Genomic DNA, 18,578 nt, shown 5'->3' on the forward strand with positions numbered 1-18,578 from the left:
CCGGCCCGCGGAACGGGTCGCATACGGGAGGGGATCGCGGGTGGCCGCGATGCAGCTGACACGCACACACCGCATACTCATCGGGGTCGTGGTCTTCGGCGCGGTGATCATCGCCGCGATCGGATTCGCGGGTTCCTACACCGCCGTACGGGAACTCGCCGAGCAGAAGGGCTTCGGGAAGTTCTCGCTGGTCTTCCCGATCGGCATCGACGCGGGTATCTGCGTCCTGCTCGCGCTGGACCTGCTCCTCACCTGGATGCGCATCCCCTTTCCGCTGCTGCGCCAGTCCGCCTGGATCCTGACGGTCGCCACCATCGCGTTCAACGGCGCGGCGGCCTGGCCGGACCCGCTGGGCGTCGGGATGCACGCGGTGATCCCGCTCCTCTTCATCGTCACCGTCGAGGCGGCGCGCCACGCGGTCGGCCGGATCGCGGACATCACGGCCGACAGGCACATGGAGGGCGTACGCCTCACCCGCTGGCTGCTGTCGCCCATCCCCACGTTCAAGCTGTGGCGCAGGATGAAGCTGTGGGAGCTGCGGTCGTACGAGCAGGTCATCAAGCTCGAACAGGATCGGCTCATCTACCAGTCCCGGCTCCAGGCCCGCTTCGGCCGCAACTGGCGCCGGAAGGCGCCCATCGAGGCGCTGATGCCGCTGCGCCTCGCCAAGTACGGTGTGCCACTGGCCGATACGGCGGCCTCGGGGCTGGCGGCCGCGGGCATCGAGCCCGTACTGCTGCCGCCCGCGCCGGAGCCGGTACGGGCGGCGCCGGTACGGGCGGCGCCGGTACGGGCGGCGCCGGTACGGGACGCCGTGGCGGACGCCGCCCGGCCGGTGGCCGAACTCCCGCAGGCGCAGGGCGAGATACCCACCGGCCCCGCGCCCGCCGCGCAGGAGCAGCCCGCCGCACAGCCCACGCAGCCCACGCTTCAGAAGCAAGTGCAAGAGCAAGAGCAACAGCAGCCCCAGCAAGCCCAGCAGCAACCTCAGCAACAGCCGCAGCAAACCCAGCAACAGCCCCCGCAGGCTCAGCAGCCGCAGCCGCAACAGCCGCAACAGCCGCAACAGGACCAGCAGCAGCCCCAGCAGGCCCCCCAAGCCGCCCCCCAGCCCGGCGCCGACTCCGCCCCCGCCGACCCCCAGGTCAGCCCCTGGTTCGCCGCCCCGCTGGTCCAGGAGGCCCCGTACGAGGGCTCGTACAACCCGGCGTACAACCCCGCCCAGGCCGGCGCCAACCCCGACGCCGGGACCGGCTCCGAGACCGGGCAGGTCCGGGTCCCCGCCGGCCCCGGCCGCAGCCGCGCGCTCGGCCGCGTACCGGGCCAGGGACCGCAGCCCTCGCCGCAGCAGCCCCCGGACCAGCAGCAGCCGTACGCCGGTCCCGAGAACCGGCAGGCGACCGACCGGACGGCGGGCAACCAGACCGCCGGCCATCAGACCGCCGGAAACCAGATCGGCGGCATCGACGGCCCCGGCTCCGCCACCGGCTCGTTCCCGATCCCGGGCCAGGACGGGTTCGAGGAGCTGCCCGTCCCCAACCTGCCCGACGGAGTGACCCGCGAAGAGGCGTACTTCAGCGCCTTCCGCAAGTACATCAGCGAGAACGGCGACTTCCCCAACGCGCGCCAGTTCGCCCTGTACTTGATGGATCTGTACGGCATCACCGGCCGCAACGGCGGTCCCCTGAGCGAGAACTCACTGCGCACCTACCTCAGGAACTTCAAGGAGCGCTACACCGCCGAGATGGACAGCGAGTACATCGCCTGACCTCAAGCCGACGGACAACAGACGAACAGCGAACGAACAACCGACAAACAGACGAACATTAGTCCGGCTACGCGCACAACCATTGCCCCACCTCCCTCGTCTTTCCTGACAATCCATCAGAACACCGGTGGAACAGACACACCTGAGACATCCCGTGGGGGGAAAACAACCATGCGTACGCGCGCCACCGCCGCCGCCACCGTCGCGGCTTCCGGGGCCCTGGCCCTGTCCGTCCTGACCGCACCCGCCGCCATCGCCGGCACCGCCACCTCGTCCAGCACCGCTACCGCCACCACCGCCACCACCGCCACCACCACCGCCGTCTCCCAGGACGACAGCGGCTTCGAGGTCCTCAAAGGCGCGGTGAACGGCGGCGCACCGATCGTGGTCGGCACCTCGACGACCAAGAAGATCAAGGTCGCGGCCACGGTCAGCCACGAGGACGGCGTCGCCGCCGCCCGCTTCACGCTCTACTCCGGAAAGAGCTTCGACGACCCGGCGAAGCGCGTGCTGGCGACCAGCACCGCGTGGCGGTCGTGCGAGGAGGCGTACGCGATCATCGTGAACTGCGACGCGACCTTCACGATCGACCCGAAGAAGCTGCGCAACACCGACGCCCGGACCTGGCGCCTCGCCATCGACGCGAAGCTCGGCGAGAACGACAGCTACGCCTTCAACGGCGACGTCGCCACGGGCACCCTCCAGCGCGCCCCGAAGCTGACGGTGAAAGCGGCGCCGAAGCCGGTGAAGAAGGGCAAGACCCTCACCGTCACCGGCAAGCTCTCCCGCGCCAACTGGGACGTCAAGGCGTACAAGGGGTACGCGGGGCAGTCGGTGAAGCTCCAGTTCCGCAAGAAGAACTCCGACTCGTACACCACGGTCAAGACGGTGAAGACCTCCAGCACGGGCACGCTGAAGACCACCACCAAGAAAACGAGCGCCTCCGGCTACTGGCGCTGGAACTTCGCGGGTACGGCCACCACCGCGCCGCTCAAGACGGCGGGCACCCTGGTCTCGGTCAAGTAGAGGCCCAGCAGACACACGAAGGCAGACAGACACACGAAGGGCCCGGCCTCATCCCACACCCGAGGCCGGGCCCTCACGCCGTTCACCCATAAACACTCAGGCCCCGAGCAGCTTCCGCACCCGGTCCGCCCCCACCGCCAGCAGCAGCGTGGGCAGCCGCGGCCCGGTGTCCCGGCCCACCAGCAGCCGGTAGAGCAGCGCGAAGAACGACCGCTGCGCGACCTTCAGCTCGGCCGTCGGCTTCGCGTCCGGCTCCAGGCCCGCCAGCACCTTCGGCACCCCGTAGACGAGCGTGGTCAGCCCGTCCAGCGACCAGTGGCTGTCCAGACCGGCCACCAGCAGCCGCAGCGACTCCCGGCCCTGCTCGTCCAGGGTCGCCAGCAGCTCCTGGTCCGGCTCGGACCGTACGATCGTGCGCGCCTCGGCCGGCACCTGGCTGGTGATCCAGTTCTCCGCGCGGTCCAGCCGCGGCCGGGCCTCGTCCAGCGAGGTCAGCGGGTGCGCCGGGTCCAGCTCACTGAGGATGCGCAGCGTCTGCTCCTCGGCACCCGCCGTGATGTCCGCGACCGAGGCCAGCGTGCGGTACGGCAGCGGGCGCGGCGTACGGGGCAGCTCGCCGGCGGCCGTGCCGACGGCCCTGGCGTACGCGGCGGCGTCGGCCGGCAGGACCGTACCGTCGGCGACCTTGCGCTCCAGCGCGTCCCACTCGTCGTACAGCCGCTGGATCTCCTGGTCGAAGGCGATCTTGAACGACTGGTTCGGCCTGCGGCGCGCGTAGAGCCAGCGCAGCAGCGGTGCTTCCATGATCTTCAGCGCGTCGGACGGGGTGGGAACGCCGCCCTTGCTGGACGACATCTTGGCCATGCCGGAGATGCCCACGAAGGCGTACATCGGGCCGATCGGCTGTACGCCGTCGAAGATCTCGCGCACGATCTGGCCGCCGACGACGAACGAGGAGCCGGGCGAGGAGTGGTCGACGCCGGACGGCTCGAAGATCACGCCCTCGTACGCCCAGCGCATCGGCCAGTCGACCTTCCAGACCAGCTTGCCGCGGTTGAACTCGCTGAGCGCGACGGTCTCCGAGAAGCCGCAGTCGGCGCAGGTGTAGGTCAGCTCCGTCGTCTCGTCGTCGTACGCCGTGACGGTGGTGAGGTCCTTGCCGCAGCCGCCGCAGTAGGGCTTGTACGGGAAGTAGCCGGCGCTGCCGCCGCTGCCGTCGTCCTCGGCGGCGGCGCCGGAGCCCTCGGCGGCCTCCAGCTCGGCTTCCTCGGGCTTCTTCTGGCTCTTGGCCTGCCCCTGCGCCTGCCCGGACTGATTCTTCGGCTTGTCCTTCGTCCGGTACCGGTCAAGGATCCCGTCGATGTCCCCGCGGTGCTTCATCGCGTGCAGGATCTGCTCGCGGTAGACGCCCGCCGTGTACTGCTCGGTCTGGCTGATCCCGTCGTACGTGACGCCCATCTCGTCGAGCGCCTCCGTCATCGCGGCCTTGAAGTGCTCGGCCCAGTTCGGATACGCGGAGCCGGCCGGGGCGGGCACGGACGTGAGCGGCTTGCCGATGTGCTCCACCCACGACGGGTCCGTACCGGGGACGCCCGCGGGCACCTTCCGGTAGCGGTCGTAGTCGTCCCAGGAGATCAGGTGCCGGACCTCGTACCCGCGGCGGCGGATCTCGTCCGCGACCAGGTGCGGGGTCATGACCTCGCGGAGATTCCCCAGGTGAATGGGGCCGGAGGGGGAGAGCCCGGACGCGACCACCACAGGTTTGCCGGGGGCGCGTCGCTCCGACTCGGCGATGACATCGTCCGCGAAACGGGAGACCCAGTCGGCCTCGGTGCTCGGAGCCACGATCGGCACGTCCTTCTTTCTTTCACATACGCCACGTACGCCCAACAGAACCGGCGACAGCCATTCTCCCAGGTACCCACGACGATGCGAAAACGGATTGAGCACGCATGGGATACTTGACAGATCTCACCTCAACCTCCGACAGGAACGGCTTCAGCCCATGGCCCCGGTCATCTCCCTCGCTTCGACCGTAGATCAGCGCATCGCGGACGCCCTCTCGGCTGCCCTGCCGGAGGCCGGCGCCGCGGACCCGCTGCTGCGACGAAGCGACCGGGCCGATTTCCAGGCCAACGGCATGCTGGCGCTCGCGAAGCGGCTCAAGGGCAATCCGCGTGAGCTGGCGACCAAGGTCGTCTCCGCCATCACCGCGCCTGAGCTGATCAAGGAGATCGAGGTCTCCGGACCCGGCTTCCTCAACATCACGCTCACCGACCGGGCGATCACCGAGACCCTGGCGGCCCGCGCGGCCGACGCGACCGGCCGGCTCGGCGTTCCGTACGCGGAGCACCCGGGCACGACGGTGATCGACTACGCGCAGCCGAACGTGGCCAAGGAGATGCACGTCGGCCATCTGCGTTCCGCCGTGATCGGCGCGGCGATGGTCGAGATCCTGGAGTTCACGGGCGAGAAGGTGATCAGGCGCCACCACATCGGGGACTGGGGCACGCAGTTCGGCATGCTCGTCCAGTATCTGATCGAGCACCCGCACGAGCTGGACCACAAGAACGCCACCGAAGCCGCCCCCTCCGGCGAGGAGGCGATGTCCTCCCTCAACCGCCTCTACAAGGCGTCGCGGACGCTCTTCGACTCCGACGAGGAGTTCAAGACGCGCTCCCGGGACCGGGTGGTGGCGCTCCAGGCGGGCGAGCCGGAGACGCTCGCGCTCTGGCAGCGGTTCGTGGACGAGTCGAAGATCTACTTCTACTCGGTCTTCGACAAGCTCGACATCGCGATCAGCGACCCGGACGTGGTGGGTGAGTCCGGCTACAACGACATGCTGGAGGAGACCTGCCGGCTGCTGGAGGAGTCGGGCGTCGCCGTCCGCTCCGAGGGCGCGCTCTGTGTCTTCTTCGACGACGTCAAGGGCCCGGACGGCAACCCCGTACCGCTGATCGTCAAGAAGACGAACGGCGGTTACGGCTACGCGGCGACGGACCTCTCGGCGATCCGCGACCGGGTCCGTAACCTCGGCGCGTCGACACTGGTGTACGTGGTGGACGCGCGCCAGTCGCTGCACTTCAAGATGGTCTTCGAGACCGCGCGCCGGGCCGGCTGGCTGAGCGACGAGGTCAAGGCCGTCCAGCTCGCGTTCGGTACGGTCCTCGGCAAGGACGGCAAGCCGTTCAAGACCCGTGAGGGCGAGACCGTACGGCTGGTGGATCTGCTCGACGAGGCGGTCGAGCGGGCGACGGCGGTCGTCCGGGAGAAGTCCGGGAAGCTGGGCCTCGGCGAGGACGAGATCACCGAGCGCGGCGGTCAGGTGGGCATCGGCGCGGTGAAGTACGCCGACCTGTCGACGTCCGCCGCCCGGGACTACAAGTTCGACCTGGACCAGATGGTGTCGCTGAACGGCGACACGTCCGTCTACATCCAGTACGCGTACGCCCGTATCCAGTCGATCCTGCGCAAGGCGGACGAGACGGCGGGCACCCCCGCCCCGCTCGCCCACCCGGAGCTGACGCTGGCCCCGGCCGAGCGGGCGCTCGGGCTCCATCTCGACCAGCTCGGCGAGGTGCTGGCCGAGGTCGCGTCGGCGTACGAGCCGCACAAGCTGACCGCGTATCTGTACCAACTGGCGTCGCTCTTCACGACGTTCTACGACCAGTGCCATGTGCTCAGCGACGACAACGCGCCGGAGGTCGTGGAGAACCGCCTCTTCCTCTGCGACCTCACGGCCCGCACGCTCAAGCAGGGCCTGGCGCTGCTGGGGATCCAGGCGCCCGCGCGGCTGTGACAGCGACGTAACGGTACGTAGCGGAGGAGCCCCCGGCGGAGTGGTCGCGCCGGGGGCTCCTCCGTTGTCACGTCCGGCGCGCCGGAGACCAGCGAGGGCTGAACTTCCTTTGTGCGAGGGCCGGTTCCTGATACAGAACCCGGACAATCACACAATCATTTCATGAACGTCCGAGCCCTAATGTTGTCGACGTCAGCAGGACAGACAGTAACCAGTAGCCGACGGAGACCTCGATGCGCTCGCGCCTTGCCAACCGCCCAGCCCGTCTCGCCCTTGCCGTCGCGGCCACCGTGGCCCTCGCCGGCGGCCTCACCGCCTGTGACGACGACGACCTGGCGGCCAGCAACCCGTCGGCCTCGGGCGGCTCCAGCTCGGGTGGTTCCAGCTCCTCCGGCGGCTCCAGCACCGGCGGAAGCTCCAGCACCGGCGGCTCGTCCGACTCGAACGCCGACGCCGGCGAGGACACCAACGCCGACGACGCGAAGAAGGAAGGCTACGGACAGGTCTGCGGCGCCAACGACCTGGACTTCTCGGTCGCCAAGAAGACGGACGCCGGCGGCTACCTGCTCGTCACCGCCAAGGCCAAGTCGGGCATCACCTGCGCCCTGGTGGGCCGGTACCCCATCGTCACCTTCGGCAACGAGGAGGACGGCGAGGCCACCTCGCCCGAGCAGGCCGTCGGGGACGACATCAAGCTCTCCGGCTCGACCGTCGCCTACACCGGCATCAGGCCGAAGAACACCAAGGACGAGGGCGGCAAGGAGTACGAGCAGATGATCATCGGGCTCGACGAGGACGACGCCAACCCGGCCACGGTCTCGCTCCCCGAGTCGACCCTCGTGGAGAAGCCCATCGTCGTCAACTGGTACGCCAACGCCGGCGACGCCGTCCCCCCGTCCAACGGCGCCAACACGTAAGCACCGGCCCGGCCGTTCGCGCGGCGGCAGCGGGGATACGGAGTCAAGCCGTTCCCCGCCGCGTGCTTCCATGAACCGATGAACACTCCGCCCAAGTCCGTACCCTCCCTCTCCCCCACCCCCGCCGTCCCGGTCCGGCTCCCCGTCCTCCACTGGGGCCGGCCCGACGCGTCGCGCCACGCCCTGCTGCTCCACGGGCTGACCTCGTCGGGCGCCTGCTGGTGGCGCGTGGCCGACGAACTGGCCGAGGCGGGCTGGTCGGTGACCGCCCCCGATCTGCGCGGCCACGGCCACGCACCCCGGACCCGGCGCTACGACATCGCGAGCTTCGTCGCCGACGTCACCCCGCTCACCCCGCACGGCGGCGGCGCCTGGGACCTGGTCATCGGCCACTCCCTGGGCGGCGCCATCGCCACGGCTACGGCCGGCGCCGAGCCCGGCTGGGCGGCGCGCCTGCTGCTGGTCGACCCGGCGCTCACGATCGCGGGCGAGCTGAACGAAGCCATGCTCCAGGCCATGACCGCCGAGCTGGCCGCCACCCCGGAAGCCCTGCGCGCGGCCCACCCCGCATGGCACCCGGAAGACATCACCCTGAAGGCCGCGGCAGCCGCCCTGACCAGCCCGCACGTCGTCAACAGCATCCTGCGGCAGAACATCCCCTGGTCATACGAACAGACCCTGACCGCCTACCCCCACCCCGCCACCGTCCTGGCCGCCGACCCCACCCAACACCCGGCCTTCACCGCCGAGGAGGGCCGCCGAGTGGCAAGCGCGAAGAAGAACTTCACCTGGTCGGTAGTAGAGGGCGCGGGCCACTCCATCCACCGCGACAACCCAGCGGCGGTCATCGCAGCAGCCCTGGCCGAACCACAGGCATAACGACACCCCCGGAACCGGGGCAGTCACGCTCCTTGTCACACCCTTTTGCCCCTTGCGCGCTCTCCCGTCGCTGGCGGCCCCCGGCTACTTTCTACGCACCAGGATGTATCGCGTCGCAGCAGAGGAAGGCAGTCCGATGAGCGGCAGCCACGGTGGCAAACCCGACACAGCCGAGAGCGACGGACACAAACCCAACAAACCCATCCCGCCGGCCGATCCGAAACGTCCTGAGACGCCGAAGAGGTGAGCGCGGAAAACTCCCCGTCCACCCTCGCCCGGCAACTCGTCCGAGAGGGACACCTCGCGCCCGCGTGGCGCGAGGTGTTCACCCTGGTCGACCGCAAGCGGTTCATCCCTGACCGCGTCTGGATCCATGGCGAGGACGGCTACCACCCGCTCAACCGCGCCACCGACCCCGACCGCTGGCACCAGGTCGCCTACGAGGACCGGGCTCTCGTCACCCAGGTCGAGGACGACAGTGTTGTCGATACGGCGGCGATCGTCCCCTCCAGTTCGGCGAGCATGCCGCGCGTCGTGGCCGCCATGCTCGACGCGCTCACCGTGGCCGACGGCATGCGTGTACTGGAGGTCGGCACCGGCACCGGCTACAACGCGGCGCTCCTCTCCGAACGGCTCGGCGACCAGCAGGTGACCTCCGTCGAAGTGGACCCCCGCATCGCCGACACCGCACGGGCCACCCTGAAGAACGCGGGCTATTCACCCACGGTCATCACCGGCGACGGCGGCCTCGGCTGTCCGGCACACGCACCGTACGAGCGCACCATCGTCACCTACGCGCTCCACAACGTTCCGTACGCCCTGGTGGAACAGACCGCACCCGGCGGAGTGATCGTGCTGCCGTGGGGAACCGGCCTGTACAACGGGGTCCTTGTACGCCTCACCACGGGCGAGGACGGTACGGCGACCGGCCCCGTCATCGGCGACTCCGCCTTCATGTGGAACCGGTTCGAGACCCCGCAGCGGGACGTCATGGCTACCGTCCAGAACCGGGGCCAGGACCAGGGCGACCTCACCGCGGCCACAGCCACGCTCACCGGCCTCGACCCGCGGCTCGTCTTCGGCGACGAGGACGCCACGTTCACCACCGGCGTCCTGGTCCCCAACTGCCGTTACAGCGTCGGTCACGGCCCTGACGGCGAGTTCACCCTCTGGCTCGCCGACCACACCACCGGCTCCTGGGCCAGCGTCGACTACCTCCCCGACGCCGCCGACCATCCGCTCCGGCAGTACGGGCCTCGCGCCCTCTGGAACGAGGTGGAAGCCGCGTACGCCTGGTGGCAAAACGCCGGATCACCGGAGCGCATCCGCTTCGGTCTCACGGTCACGCCTGCCGGACAACGTCTCTGGCTCGACTCGCCTGACCGTCCGCTCTGACGTCGAACTCGCACCACACGATCTTGCCGGGATCCCGCTCGCCGACCCCCCAGGTGTCGGCGAGCGCTTCCACGAGCAGCAACCCCCGCCCCGACTCAGCCGCCCCCGCGCCGCGCGCCGCGTCGGCCGGCGCGCTCACCCGGGGCTGCCCGCCGCCGCTGTCATGGACCTCGATCCGCAGCGGCCCGTCCGCGCACCACCACAGCCGCAGCAGAAACCCCCGCCCCGGCGGCACGCCGTGGATGAGCGCGTTGGTGGTCAACTCGCTGACACAGAGCAGCACATCGTCCAGCCGCGCGCCAAGGCCCCATTCCTCCGCAGCGGCACGGACAAACTCCCTGGCAGCGGGCACGGACTGACGCTCACGCCGATAGAAACGCTCACGCAGCAGATGGTGTTGCATCGTCTCGTTCACGAGACGAGTGTCACTGTGCGTGACTACACTGGTGCAGTGCGTGGACCCGTACATCGAAACTGTACGGGTGGCTGCGCGTGACGTACGGGTGAGGAAGGGGAGTTGGAGAGTCATGCACCCCAGAAAACGGCCACGCAAGAACGCGTCGGCGATGAAGCTCGTAGGCAAGCTGGTGGCCCGGTTCCGCGAGGCGGCGGGACTCACCCAGCGCGAACTGGCCGAGCGGCTGAACGCGCACGAGGAGACGATCGCCTCCATCGAACAGGGCAGAAGGCCGCTCAAGCCGGACATGGCGGAAGCGATGGACCAGCTGCTGGAGACGAAACGGGCGCTGGAGACGGCGGTGGAGAACATGCCGGAGATCGACCTGATCCCGGCGTGGGCGGAGGAGTACATGGATCTGGAGAGCGAGGCGATCGCGCTGTCGTTCTTCGCGAACCAGGTGCTGCCGGGCCTGCTTCAGCCGAAGCCCTACGCGCAGGCGGTCTTCCGCAGCAGAGTCCCGGTCTTCAGCCAGGACGAGATCACCGCCCTGGTCACCTCCCGGCTGGAGCGCCAGGAAATCCTGCGCCCCAAAGTGCCGCCCGCCATCAGCTTCATCCTCTCCGAAGCCGTCGTGCTCGCGCGGCTCGGCGGCGACAAGGTGTACGCGGAGACGCTCCGGCACCTCCATACCTGTGCGGAGCTGCCTGGTATCACCCTCCAAGTGATCCCGCTCAGCCGGCAGACCCACGCGGCCCTGGACGGCCCCTTCGTCCTCATCGAAACACCGGACCACCAGCACCTCGGATACACCGAGACCCAGCGCGGCAGCCAGATCGTCTCCGACCCCGACGAGGTCAGCATCCTCTCTCAGAAATATGCGATGCTGCGGACGCAGGCCCTCAACCCAGAGGACACGAAGGCCCTGTTGGACCGGCTGCTAAGGGGAGAGCAATGAGCACCGCACTTGAGTGGTTCAAGTCCAGCTACAGCGGCAGCGACGGCGGCGAGTGCCTCGAAGTCGCCTACGCCTGGCGCAAGTCCAGCTACAGCGGCAGCGAAGGCGGCGAGTGCCTGGAGATGGCCGCCCATCCCGCCGCCGTGCACATCCGGGACTCCAAGGTCCCCGACGGACCGATGCTGACCCTCGCCCCCACCGCCTGGGCCGCCTTCACCGGACACGTCACCACTCGCTGAGGGCAAGCCCAACACACGAGCCCAACTGTCGTTACACAGAGGCCGGTTGGTGAGACAGAACCCGGACATTCACGAGATCATTTCATGAACACATCGACCATAAAGTTGACGTTGTCAGCAGGGCACACCGCAGCTCACACCGCAGCCAACAAGTCGATGGAGATCTCCCATGCGTTCGCGTCTCGCCACCCGCTCCACCCGCGTCATCCTGGCCGTCGCCACCACCGTCGCCCTCGGCGCCGGTCTCACCGCCTGTGACGACGAGGACCTCGCCGCGGGCGGCTCCGGTGGCGCCGCGGCCTCGACGGGTGGCTCCGGCGGCTCCGGCAGCACCGGCGGCTCGTCCGACAAGGGCGGCACCGACGGCGAGAACGCCACGGACGACAAGGGCGTCGGACAGTCCTGCGGCGCCAACGACCTGGACCTGAAGATCACCGACGCCGACGGCGGCCACTACCTCATCGCCGCCAAGGCGAAGTCGGGCATCACCTGCCAGCTGAGCGACAGCTCCGCGGTCGTCTCCTACGGCTCCGGCGAGAAGAGCACGACCTACCCGGCCGAGCTGATGGGGAAGCCCGCCCCCAGCTCCATCAAGCTCTCCGGCTCCGCCGAGGCGTTCGCCACCCTCGTGACCAACTCCGAAAGGGCCGAGGGTGCGCCGGAGTTCAAGCAGGTGAAGCTCGCTGTCAGCAATGACGACACCACCCCGGTCTCCGTCGACCTGCCCAAGTCGGCCGACTTCTCTGCCCCCGTCGTCTCCCAGTGGTACTCCACCGCCGCCGACGCCGTCATCAACGCCAACTGACGCGCCCCCTGTGCACCCCACGGCGGGTTTCGGGCTGTCGTATGAGAGAGCGGATGAGCGAGCAACCGCCTCATACGACAGCCGGACACCCGCCGCACAGCTGTCCCGGCAGCTGTCACGGCTGCTGTCCCGGCGGCCGTCCCGCCCCACGGCTGTCCGGCTCAGAGCCGCCGCGCGGCCTCCGTCGCCCAGTACGTGAGGATCATGCTCGCGCCCGCGCGCTTGATGCCCGTCAGGGTCTCCAGGATCGCGGCGTCGCGGTCGATCCAGCCCCGCTCGGCCGCCGCCTCGACCATCGCGTACTCACCCGAGATCTGGTAGGCGGCGACCGGCACGCTCGCCTCGGCGGCGATGCGCGCGAGGATGTCGAGGTACGGCAGGGCCGGCTTGACCATGACCATGTCGGCGCCCTCTTCGAGGTCGAGCGCCAGCTCCCGCAGGGAGTCCTGGACGCCGCCGGCCGGGTCCTGCTGGTAGGTCTTGCGGTCGCCGGTCAGCGACGAGCCGACGGCCTCCCGGAACGGGCCGTAGAACGCCGACGAGAACTTGGCGGTGTACGCGAGGATCGCCACGTCCTCCCGGCCTATCGTGTCCAGCGCGTCGCGGACCACGCCGACCTGGCCGTCCATCATCCCGCTGGGGCCGACCACATCGACGCCCGCGTCGGCCTGGACCTGCGCCATCTCGGCGTACCGCTCCAGCGTGGCGTCGTTGTCGATCCGGCCCCGGGCGTCCAGCACCCCGCAGTGGCCGTGGTCGGTGAACTCGTCGAGGCACAGGTCCGACATGATCAGCAGCTCATCGCCGACCTCGGCGCGTACGGCACGGATCCCGGCCTGGAGGATGCCGTCCGGGTCGGTGCCCGCCGTACCCGCCGCGTCCTTCTTGGCGTCCTCGGGAACGCCGAAGAGCATGATGCCCGACACCCCGGCCGCCGCCGCCTCCGCCGCCGCCTTCCGCAGCGTGTCCAGCGTGTGCTGGACGACGCCGGGCATCGAGGAGACGGGTACGGGCGCGCTGATGCCCTCCCGTACGAACGCGGGCAGGATCAGGTCCGCCGGGTGGACCCGGGTCTCGGCCACCATCCGCCGCAGGACCGGATTGGCCCGCAGCCGCCGGGGGCGCGAACCGGGAAAGGAACCGTACGCAGTCATCCTTCGACCATAGCTCCGGCCGCCCGGTGCGCTTGCCGACAGCGAGCCCGGGAAACGAGAGCCCGCGGCACTGCCCACGCGAGAGGGGTCCCACCGCTTCCCTCGCGGTGGAACCCCTCATCGGCTCACGTAACCAGCCCCCGGCGTTCAGGTCGTCGTACGCCTTCTGCGGCTGCCGGGACGGCGCTCGCTCGGGCGGGTGACCGTTTCACCGGCTTCCTTCGCCGCCAGCCGGCGCTGCGCGCCGAACGCGGCCAGGGCCTCCGCCAGCTTGTGCACCGACGGCTCGGGCGACAGGACGTCGACGCGCAGACCGTGCTCCTCCGCGGTCTTCGCCGTCGCCGGGCCGATACAGGCGATCACCGTCACGTTGTGCGGCTTGCCCGCGATCCCGACCAGGTTCCGTACGGTCGAGGAGGAGGTGAAGAGCACGGCGTCGAAGCCGCCGCCCTTGATCGCCTCACGGGTCTCGGCCGGCGGCGGCGAGGCGCGCACCGTGCGGTACGCGGTGACGTCGTCGACCTCCCAGCCCAGCTCGATCAGGCCCGCCACCAGCGTCTCCGTGGCGATGTCGGCGCGCGGCAGGAACACCCGGTCGATCGGGTCGAAGACCGGGTCGTACGGCGGCCAGTCCTCCAGCAGCCCGGCCGCGGACTGCTCCCCGGAGGGTACGAGGTCGGGCTTCACGCCGAAGTCGATCAGCGAGGCGGCCGTCTGCTCGCCGACCGCGGCGACCTTGATCCCGGCGAAGGCGCGCGCGTCGAGCCCGTACTCCTCGAACTTCTCGCGCACCGCCTTGACCGCGTTGACCGAGGTGAAGGCGATCCACTCGTACCGCCCGGTGACCAGGCCCTTGACGGCCCGCTCCATCTGCTGGGGCGTACGCGGCGGCTCGACCGCGATCGTCGGCACCTCGTGCGGGACCGCGCCGTACGACCTGAGCTGGTCGGAGAGCGACGCGGCCTGCTCCTTGGTGCGCGGCACGAGGACCTTCCAGCCGAACAGCGGCTTGGACTCGAACCACGCGAGCTGGTCGCGCTGGGCCGCCGCGCTGCGCTCGCCGACCACGGCTATGACGGGCCGGTGGCCCTCCGGGGAGGGCAGCACCTTCGCCTGCTTGAGGATCTGCGCGATGGTGCCGAGCGTGGCGTTCCACGTCCGCTGGCGGGTGGTCGTCCCCGCGACGGTGACGGTCAGCGGGGTGTCCGGTTTACGGCCGGCCGCGACCAGCTCACCGGCGGCGCCGGCGACCGTCTCCAGGGTGGCGGAGACCACGACCGTGCCGTCGCTGGCGCCGATCTCGGCCCAGCAGCGGTCGTTGGCCGTCCTGGCGTCGACGAACCGGACGTCCGCGCCCTGGGCGTCGCGCAGCGGCACTCCGGCGTACGCCGGCACACCGACCGCGGCGGCGACGCCCGGAACGACCTCGAAGGGGATGCCGGCGACAGCGCAGGCCAGCATCTCGGTGCCCGCGTCACCGTCCAGCCCCGGGTCGCCCGTGACCGCACGGACCACCCGCCTGCCGCCCCGCGCGGCCTCCATGACAATATTGGCCGCATCCCGGATCGCGGGGATCCCGGCGGCTGCTGACACATCGTCCACAACCGTCAGCGCGGGGGTGCTCACACCCGCCCTCGCATGGCTCCGTACGACTTCGAGCACATCAGGCTCGGCGATCAGTACGTCAGCACCCGCGAGCGCCTCGACGGCGCGGAGTGTCAGCAGACCCGGATCTCCGGGTCCGGCACCTAGGAAGGTGACGTGCCCCGATGCGGAGCAGGCCGGAAGGTCAGAGGTGGTGGGGCTCAAAGTGCTCGCTCCCCCATAAGACCGGCCGCACCCTTGGCGAGCATCTCGGACGCGAGTTCGCGCCCGAGCGCGGACGCGTCGCTGTGCGACGTGGGTACGGGACCGGTGGTGGACAGCTGCACCAGCGTCGAGCCGTCGGTCGTGCCGACGACGCCGCGCAGGCGCATTTCGTTGACAACCTGTCCGTCGGCCAGCAGGTCGGCCAGCGCACCCACAGGTGCGCTGCAACCGGCCTCCAGGGCGGCGAGCAGGGAACGCTCGGCGGTCACGGCGACCCGGGTGTACGGGTCGTCGAGTTCCGCGAGCACAGCGGCGAGGTCCACGTTGACCGCGGCGCACTCGACAGCGAGGGCCCCCTGGCCGGGGGCGGGCAGCACGGCGTCGACCGACAGGAAGTCGGTCACCTCGTCCGTCCTGCCGATGCGGTGAAGCCCGGCGGCGGCGAGCACGACGGCGTCGAGTTCCCCGCTCCGGACGTAGCCGATCCGCGTGTCGATGTTCCCGCGGATCGGTACGGTCTGTATGGCGCGGCCGTGGCCGCGCGCGTACGCGTTGAGCTGGGCCATCCGGCGCGGCGACCCCGTCCCGACGCGGGCGCCCTCGGGCAGCTGCTCGAAGGTCAGCCCGTCCCGGGCGACCAGCGCGTCGCGCGGGTCCTCCCGGCGCGGCACGGCGGCCAGCGTCAGATTGTCGGGCTGCGTGGTCGGCAGGTCCTTCAGGGAGTGCACGGCGAAGTCGACCTCACCGGCGAGCAGCGCGTCGCGCAGCGCGGTGACGAAGACGCCCGTACCGCCGATCTGCGAGAGATGCTCGCGGGAGGTGTCGCCGTACGTGGTGATCTCGACCAGCTCGACCGGGCGGCCGGTCAGTTCGGTCACCGCCTGTGCCACCTGCCCGGACTGGGCCATGGCGAGCTTGCTGCGTCTGGTGCCGAGCCTCAGGGGGTGCTCGGACCCCAGGACCCTCTCGGGCCTCGAAGCCCGCTCGGACCTCAGTGCCTTCTCGGTCATACTCGCCCTCTGCCTACACCGTCGGTGTCATTCAGGTCGGCCCGGCTGACGGCGGCGACCGTCTGCGGGTCGAGGTCGAAGAGTTCGCGCAGCGCGTCCGCGTACCCGGCGCCGCCGGGTTCGCTGGCGAGCTGCTTGACCCGCACGGTGGGCGCGTGCAGGAGTTTGTCGACAACGCGGCGTACGGTCCTCGTGACCTCGGCCCGTTGTTTCTCGTCAAGATCGGGGAGCCTGGCTTCGAGGCGCGCGACCTCGCTGCTCACCACGTCGGCGGCCATGGCACGCAGGGCGACCACGGTCGGCGTGATGTGCGCGGCGCGCTGGGCGGCGCCGAAGGCCGCCACCTCGTCGGAGACGATCGTACGGACCTGGTCGACGTCGGTGGCCATGGGCGCGTCGGCGGATGCCTCGGCGAGCGTCTCTATGTCCACGAACCGGACGCCGCCCAGGCGGTGCGCGGCGGCGTCGATGTCCCGGGGCATAGCCAGGTCGAGCAGGGCGAGCGGGGTACGGCGGCCGTGCGCCGCGGCCTCGACGGCGTCGGCGGTCAGGACGAGGCCGGTCGAGCCCGTACAGGACACGACGACGTCGGCGCGGGGCAGTTCGGCGTCGAGGGCGCTCATGTCGACGGCCCGCGCGCTGACGCCGGGGGCGGCGTCCGCGGCGGCGGAGCGGTGACGGAGCGGGCCGTGCTGCTGGTTGAGGATCTCCACGAGCCGGTCGGCGCGGGCGGGCGTGCGGTTGGCGACGACGATCTCCCGTACGCCGACGCGGGCGAGCGTCGCGGCGGCCAGCGAGGACATCGAGCCGGCGCCGATCACCAGCGCGCGGCGGTCCTTGGCCCAGGACTCGACGGCGGTGCCGGCGGCGAGCTGCTCCAGGCCGAAGGTGACCAGCGACTGCCCGGCGCGGTCGATGCCGGTCTCGCTGTGGGCCCGTTTCCCGACGCGCAGGGCCTGCTGGAAGAGGTCGTTGAGGAGCCGGCCGGCGCTGTGCAGTTCCTGCCCGAGCGCGAGCGCGTCCTTGATCTGGCCGAGGACCTGGCCCTCGCCGACGACCATCGAGTCCAGTCCGCAGGCCACCGAGAAGAGGTGGTGGACGGCGCGGTCCTCGTAGTGCACATAGAGATAGGGGGTCAGCTCGTCGAGCCCGACGCCGCTGTGCTGGGCGAGGAGCGTGGACAGCTCTGCGACCCCGGCGTGGAACTTGTCGACGTCGGCGTACAGCTCGATGCGGTTGCAGGTGGCGAGGATGGCCGCCTCGGTCGCGGGCTCCGCGGCGAGGGTGTCCTGCACCAGCTTGATCTGCGAGTCGGTGGTGAGCGACGCGCGCTCCAGCAGACTGACCGGTGCGCTGCGATGGCTCAGTCCGACGACCAGGATGCTCATGCCGGCATCACCGCCGGGACGTCCCCGTCGGGTCCTTTGCGGCTCGCCGCGGCGCCCGTGCCCGTACCCGCTTCGGGGTCGGTGCCGGGGCCGGCGTCCGGGACGGGTGCGGTGACGACGGCGGGTGCCGGGGACAGCGCGGCCTCGGCCGCCGCCCCCTCGCCGGCCTTGCGCTGCTCGTGGAAGGCGAGAATCTGCAGCTCGATGGAGAGGTCGACCTTGCGGACGTCCACCCCGTCGGGCACGGAGAGCACGGTCGGCGCGAAGTTGAGGATCGAGGTGACCCCGGCGGCGACCAGCCGTTCGCAGACCTGCTGGGCGGCGCCCGCGGGGGTCGCGATGACCCCGATCGAGACACCGTTGTCGGTGATGATCTTCTCCAGCTCGTCCGTGTGCTGGACGGGAATGCCCGCGACCGGCTTGCCCGCCATCGCGGGATCGGCGTCTATGAGGGCGGCGACCCGGAAGCCCCGGGAGGCGAACCCGCCGTAGTTGGCGAGCGCGGCGCCGAGGTTGCCGATACCGACGATCACGACCGGCCAGTCCTGCGTCAGGCCCAGCTCGCGGGAGATCTGGTAGACGAGGTACTCGACGTCGTAGCCGACACCGCGGGTCCCGTAGGAGCCGAGGTACGAGAAGTCCTTGCGCAGCTTCGCCGAGTTGACCCCGGCCGCGGTCGCGAGTTCCTCGGAGGAGACCGTGGGCACGGAACGCTCGGAGAGAGCGGTCAGCGCCCGCAGGTACAGCGGAAGCCGGGCGACGGTGGCCTCGGGGATTCCTCGGCTACGGGTCGCCGGTCGGTGTGTTCGGCCAGTTGCCACGGTGCTCCTGCGGGATGAGCGGGGCTGTAGGCGGCCGTATGTCCCAGGACCGCCCCGTCCCCTGCAGGCTATGTCTTTGTGAACGCGTGCACAAAGATGGTGTCCGCTTTGTCCGAGCAAAGTGATCGGGGTCACGCGTTTTGATCCGGCCAGCACGGAACCGGACACCGCTTCAGCCCGTTGCACACACGAAGGGGGCAAAACCGCACACAC

16 protein-coding genes are annotated in these 18,578 nt (G+C 70.2%); 9 read left to right on the forward strand and 7 right to left on the reverse strand.

What is annotated here, in order from left to right; genetic code table 11:
- Nucleotides 1-40: 40 nt before the first annotated feature.
- Together DVK44_RS12895 and DVK44_RS36325 are read left to right on the forward strand one after the other, a co-directional pair.
- A complete protein-coding gene (locus DVK44_RS12895) occupies nucleotides 41-1,768 on the forward strand; it encodes a DUF2637 domain-containing protein (RefSeq protein WP_114659806.1) in 1,728 nt (575 codons plus the stop codon).
- A gap of 171 nt (nucleotides 1,769-1,939) precedes the next feature.
- A complete protein-coding gene (locus tag DVK44_RS36325; RefSeq protein WP_162793808.1) occupies nucleotides 1,940-2,794 on the forward strand; it encodes a calcium-binding protein in 855 nt (284 codons plus the stop codon).
- Nucleotides 2,795-2,890: 96 nt separating this feature from the next.
- Here the strand turns inward: DVK44_RS36325 and lysS are convergent, their stop codons facing one another.
- Nucleotides 2,891-4,648 carry a lysine--tRNA ligase gene (lysS, locus tag DVK44_RS12905; RefSeq protein ID WP_114659807.1) on the reverse strand — a complete coding sequence of 586 codons (1,758 nt, stop codon included), beginning with the start codon at nucleotides 4,646-4,648 and terminating at the stop codon, nucleotides 2,891-2,893.
- Nucleotides 4,649-4,799: 151 nt separating this feature from the next.
- On the opposite strand from lysS, the gene argS reads away from it, so the two are divergent.
- The 4 genes from argS to DVK44_RS12925 all read left to right on the forward strand — a co-directional run bounded on the left by argS (nucleotide 4,800) and on the right by DVK44_RS12925 (nucleotide 9,784).
- Complete coding sequence (argS, locus tag DVK44_RS12910; RefSeq protein ID WP_114659808.1) at nucleotides 4,800-6,593, forward strand: arginine--tRNA ligase; 1,794 nt, start codon at nucleotides 4,800-4,802, stop codon at nucleotides 6,591-6,593.
- Between the two features lie 233 nt (nucleotides 6,594-6,826).
- Nucleotides 6,827-7,510 carry a DUF4232 domain-containing protein gene (locus DVK44_RS12915; protein WP_114659809.1) on the forward strand — a complete coding sequence of 228 codons (684 nt, stop codon included), beginning with the start codon at nucleotides 6,827-6,829 and terminating at the stop codon, nucleotides 7,508-7,510.
- A 78-nt stretch (nucleotides 7,511-7,588) separates the two neighbouring features.
- Complete coding sequence (locus DVK44_RS12920) at nucleotides 7,589-8,389, forward strand: alpha/beta fold hydrolase (protein WP_114659810.1); 801 nt, start codon at nucleotides 7,589-7,591, stop codon at nucleotides 8,387-8,389.
- Between the two features lie 243 nt (nucleotides 8,390-8,632).
- Nucleotides 8,633-9,784: a methyltransferase domain-containing protein gene (locus DVK44_RS12925; protein ID WP_114659811.1), complete on the forward strand. Its 1,152-nt coding sequence runs from the start codon at nucleotides 8,633-8,635 to the stop codon at nucleotides 9,782-9,784.
- On the opposite strand, the gene DVK44_RS12930 is transcribed toward DVK44_RS12925, so the two are convergent.
- Nucleotides 9,732-10,199: an ATP-binding protein gene (locus tag DVK44_RS12930; RefSeq protein WP_228447111.1), complete on the reverse strand. Its 468-nt coding sequence runs from the start codon at nucleotides 10,197-10,199 to the stop codon at nucleotides 9,732-9,734. The two genes, DVK44_RS12925 and DVK44_RS12930, sit on opposite strands and share 53 nt — an antisense overlap.
- A gap of 112 nt (nucleotides 10,200-10,311) precedes the next feature.
- Here DVK44_RS12930 and DVK44_RS12935 point away from each other — a divergent pair, with 112 nt between their 5' ends.
- From DVK44_RS12935 to DVK44_RS12945, 3 genes are all read left to right on the forward strand, one after another.
- Nucleotides 10,312-11,139 (forward strand): helix-turn-helix domain-containing protein, encoded by an 828-nt coding sequence (locus DVK44_RS12935; protein ID WP_114659813.1) that lies wholly within the window; start codon nucleotides 10,312-10,314, stop codon nucleotides 11,137-11,139.
- Entirely contained in the window at nucleotides 11,136-11,378 is a 243-nt protein-coding gene (locus DVK44_RS12940; protein ID WP_114659814.1) for a DUF397 domain-containing protein, read from the forward strand. The genes DVK44_RS12935 and DVK44_RS12940 overlap by 4 nt, the downstream gene beginning before the upstream one ends.
- 169 nt (nucleotides 11,379-11,547) lie before the next feature.
- Nucleotides 11,548-12,183 (forward strand): DUF4232 domain-containing protein, encoded by a 636-nt coding sequence (locus DVK44_RS12945; protein ID WP_114659815.1) that lies wholly within the window; start codon nucleotides 11,548-11,550, stop codon nucleotides 12,181-12,183.
- Between the two features lie 161 nt (nucleotides 12,184-12,344).
- On the opposite strand, the gene hemB is transcribed toward DVK44_RS12945, so the two are convergent.
- From hemB to DVK44_RS12970, 5 genes are all read right to left on the reverse strand, one after another.
- Nucleotides 12,345-13,337 (reverse strand): porphobilinogen synthase, encoded by a 993-nt coding sequence (gene hemB, locus DVK44_RS12950; protein ID WP_114659816.1) that lies wholly within the window; start codon nucleotides 13,335-13,337, stop codon nucleotides 12,345-12,347.
- A 147-nt stretch (nucleotides 13,338-13,484) separates the two neighbouring features.
- Entirely contained in the window at nucleotides 13,485-15,146 is a 1,662-nt protein-coding gene (locus DVK44_RS12955; RefSeq protein WP_114659817.1) for a bifunctional uroporphyrinogen-III C-methyltransferase/uroporphyrinogen-III synthase, read from the reverse strand.
- Nucleotides 15,143-16,156, reverse strand: a complete 1,014-nt coding sequence (gene hemC, locus DVK44_RS12960; protein WP_114659818.1) for a hydroxymethylbilane synthase — start codon at nucleotides 16,154-16,156, stop codon at nucleotides 15,143-15,145. Before hemC ends, DVK44_RS12955 begins: the two co-directional genes overlap by 4 nt.
- On the reverse strand, nucleotides 16,153-17,544 hold the full coding sequence (locus DVK44_RS12965) for a glutamyl-tRNA reductase (RefSeq protein ID WP_114659819.1): 1,392 nt from the start codon (nucleotides 17,542-17,544) through the stop codon (nucleotides 16,153-16,155). Before DVK44_RS12965 ends, hemC begins: the two co-directional genes overlap by 4 nt.
- On the reverse strand, nucleotides 17,541-18,365 hold the full coding sequence (locus DVK44_RS12970) for a redox-sensing transcriptional repressor Rex (RefSeq protein WP_114659820.1): 825 nt from the start codon (nucleotides 18,363-18,365) through the stop codon (nucleotides 17,541-17,543). Before DVK44_RS12970 ends, DVK44_RS12965 begins: the two co-directional genes overlap by 4 nt.
- Between the last annotated feature and the right edge of the window lie 213 nt (nucleotides 18,366-18,578).

Origin of the sequence: Streptomyces paludis, assembly GCF_003344965.1 — a bacterium.
GTDB classification, from domain to species: domain Bacteria; phylum Actinomycetota; class Actinomycetes; order Streptomycetales; family Streptomycetaceae; genus Streptomyces; species Streptomyces paludis.

Bases quoted from the DNA above. Each gene is read 5' to 3' on its own strand.
- argS (WP_114659808.1), top strand. From the start codon at position 4,800: ATGGCCCCGGTCATCTCCCTCGCTTCGACCGTAGATCAGCGCATCGCG.
- DVK44_RS12915 (WP_114659809.1), top strand. From the start codon at position 6,827: ATGCGCTCGCGCCTTGCCAACCGCCCAGCCCGTCTCGCCCTTGCCGTC.
- DVK44_RS12935 (WP_114659813.1), top strand. From the start codon at position 10,312: ATGCACCCCAGAAAACGGCCACGCAAGAACGCGTCGGCGATGAAGCTC.
- hemC (WP_114659818.1), bottom strand. From the start codon at position 16,156: ATGACCGAGAAGGCACTGAGGTCCGAGCGGGCTTCGAGGCCCGAGAGG.
- DVK44_RS36325 (WP_162793808.1), top strand. From the start codon at position 1,940: ATGCGTACGCGCGCCACCGCCGCCGCCACCGTCGCGGCTTCCGGGGCC.
- DVK44_RS12965 (WP_114659819.1), bottom strand. From the start codon at position 17,544: ATGAGCATCCTGGTCGTCGGACTGAGCCATCGCAGCGCACCGGTCAGT.
- hemB (WP_114659816.1), bottom strand. From the start codon at position 13,337: ATGACTGCGTACGGTTCCTTTCCCGGTTCGCGCCCCCGGCGGCTGCGG.
- DVK44_RS12940 (WP_114659814.1), top strand. From the start codon at position 11,136: ATGAGCACCGCACTTGAGTGGTTCAAGTCCAGCTACAGCGGCAGCGAC.
- DVK44_RS12945 (WP_114659815.1), top strand. From the start codon at position 11,548: ATGCGTTCGCGTCTCGCCACCCGCTCCACCCGCGTCATCCTGGCCGTC.
- DVK44_RS12920 (WP_114659810.1), top strand. From the start codon at position 7,589: ATGAACACTCCGCCCAAGTCCGTACCCTCCCTCTCCCCCACCCCCGCC.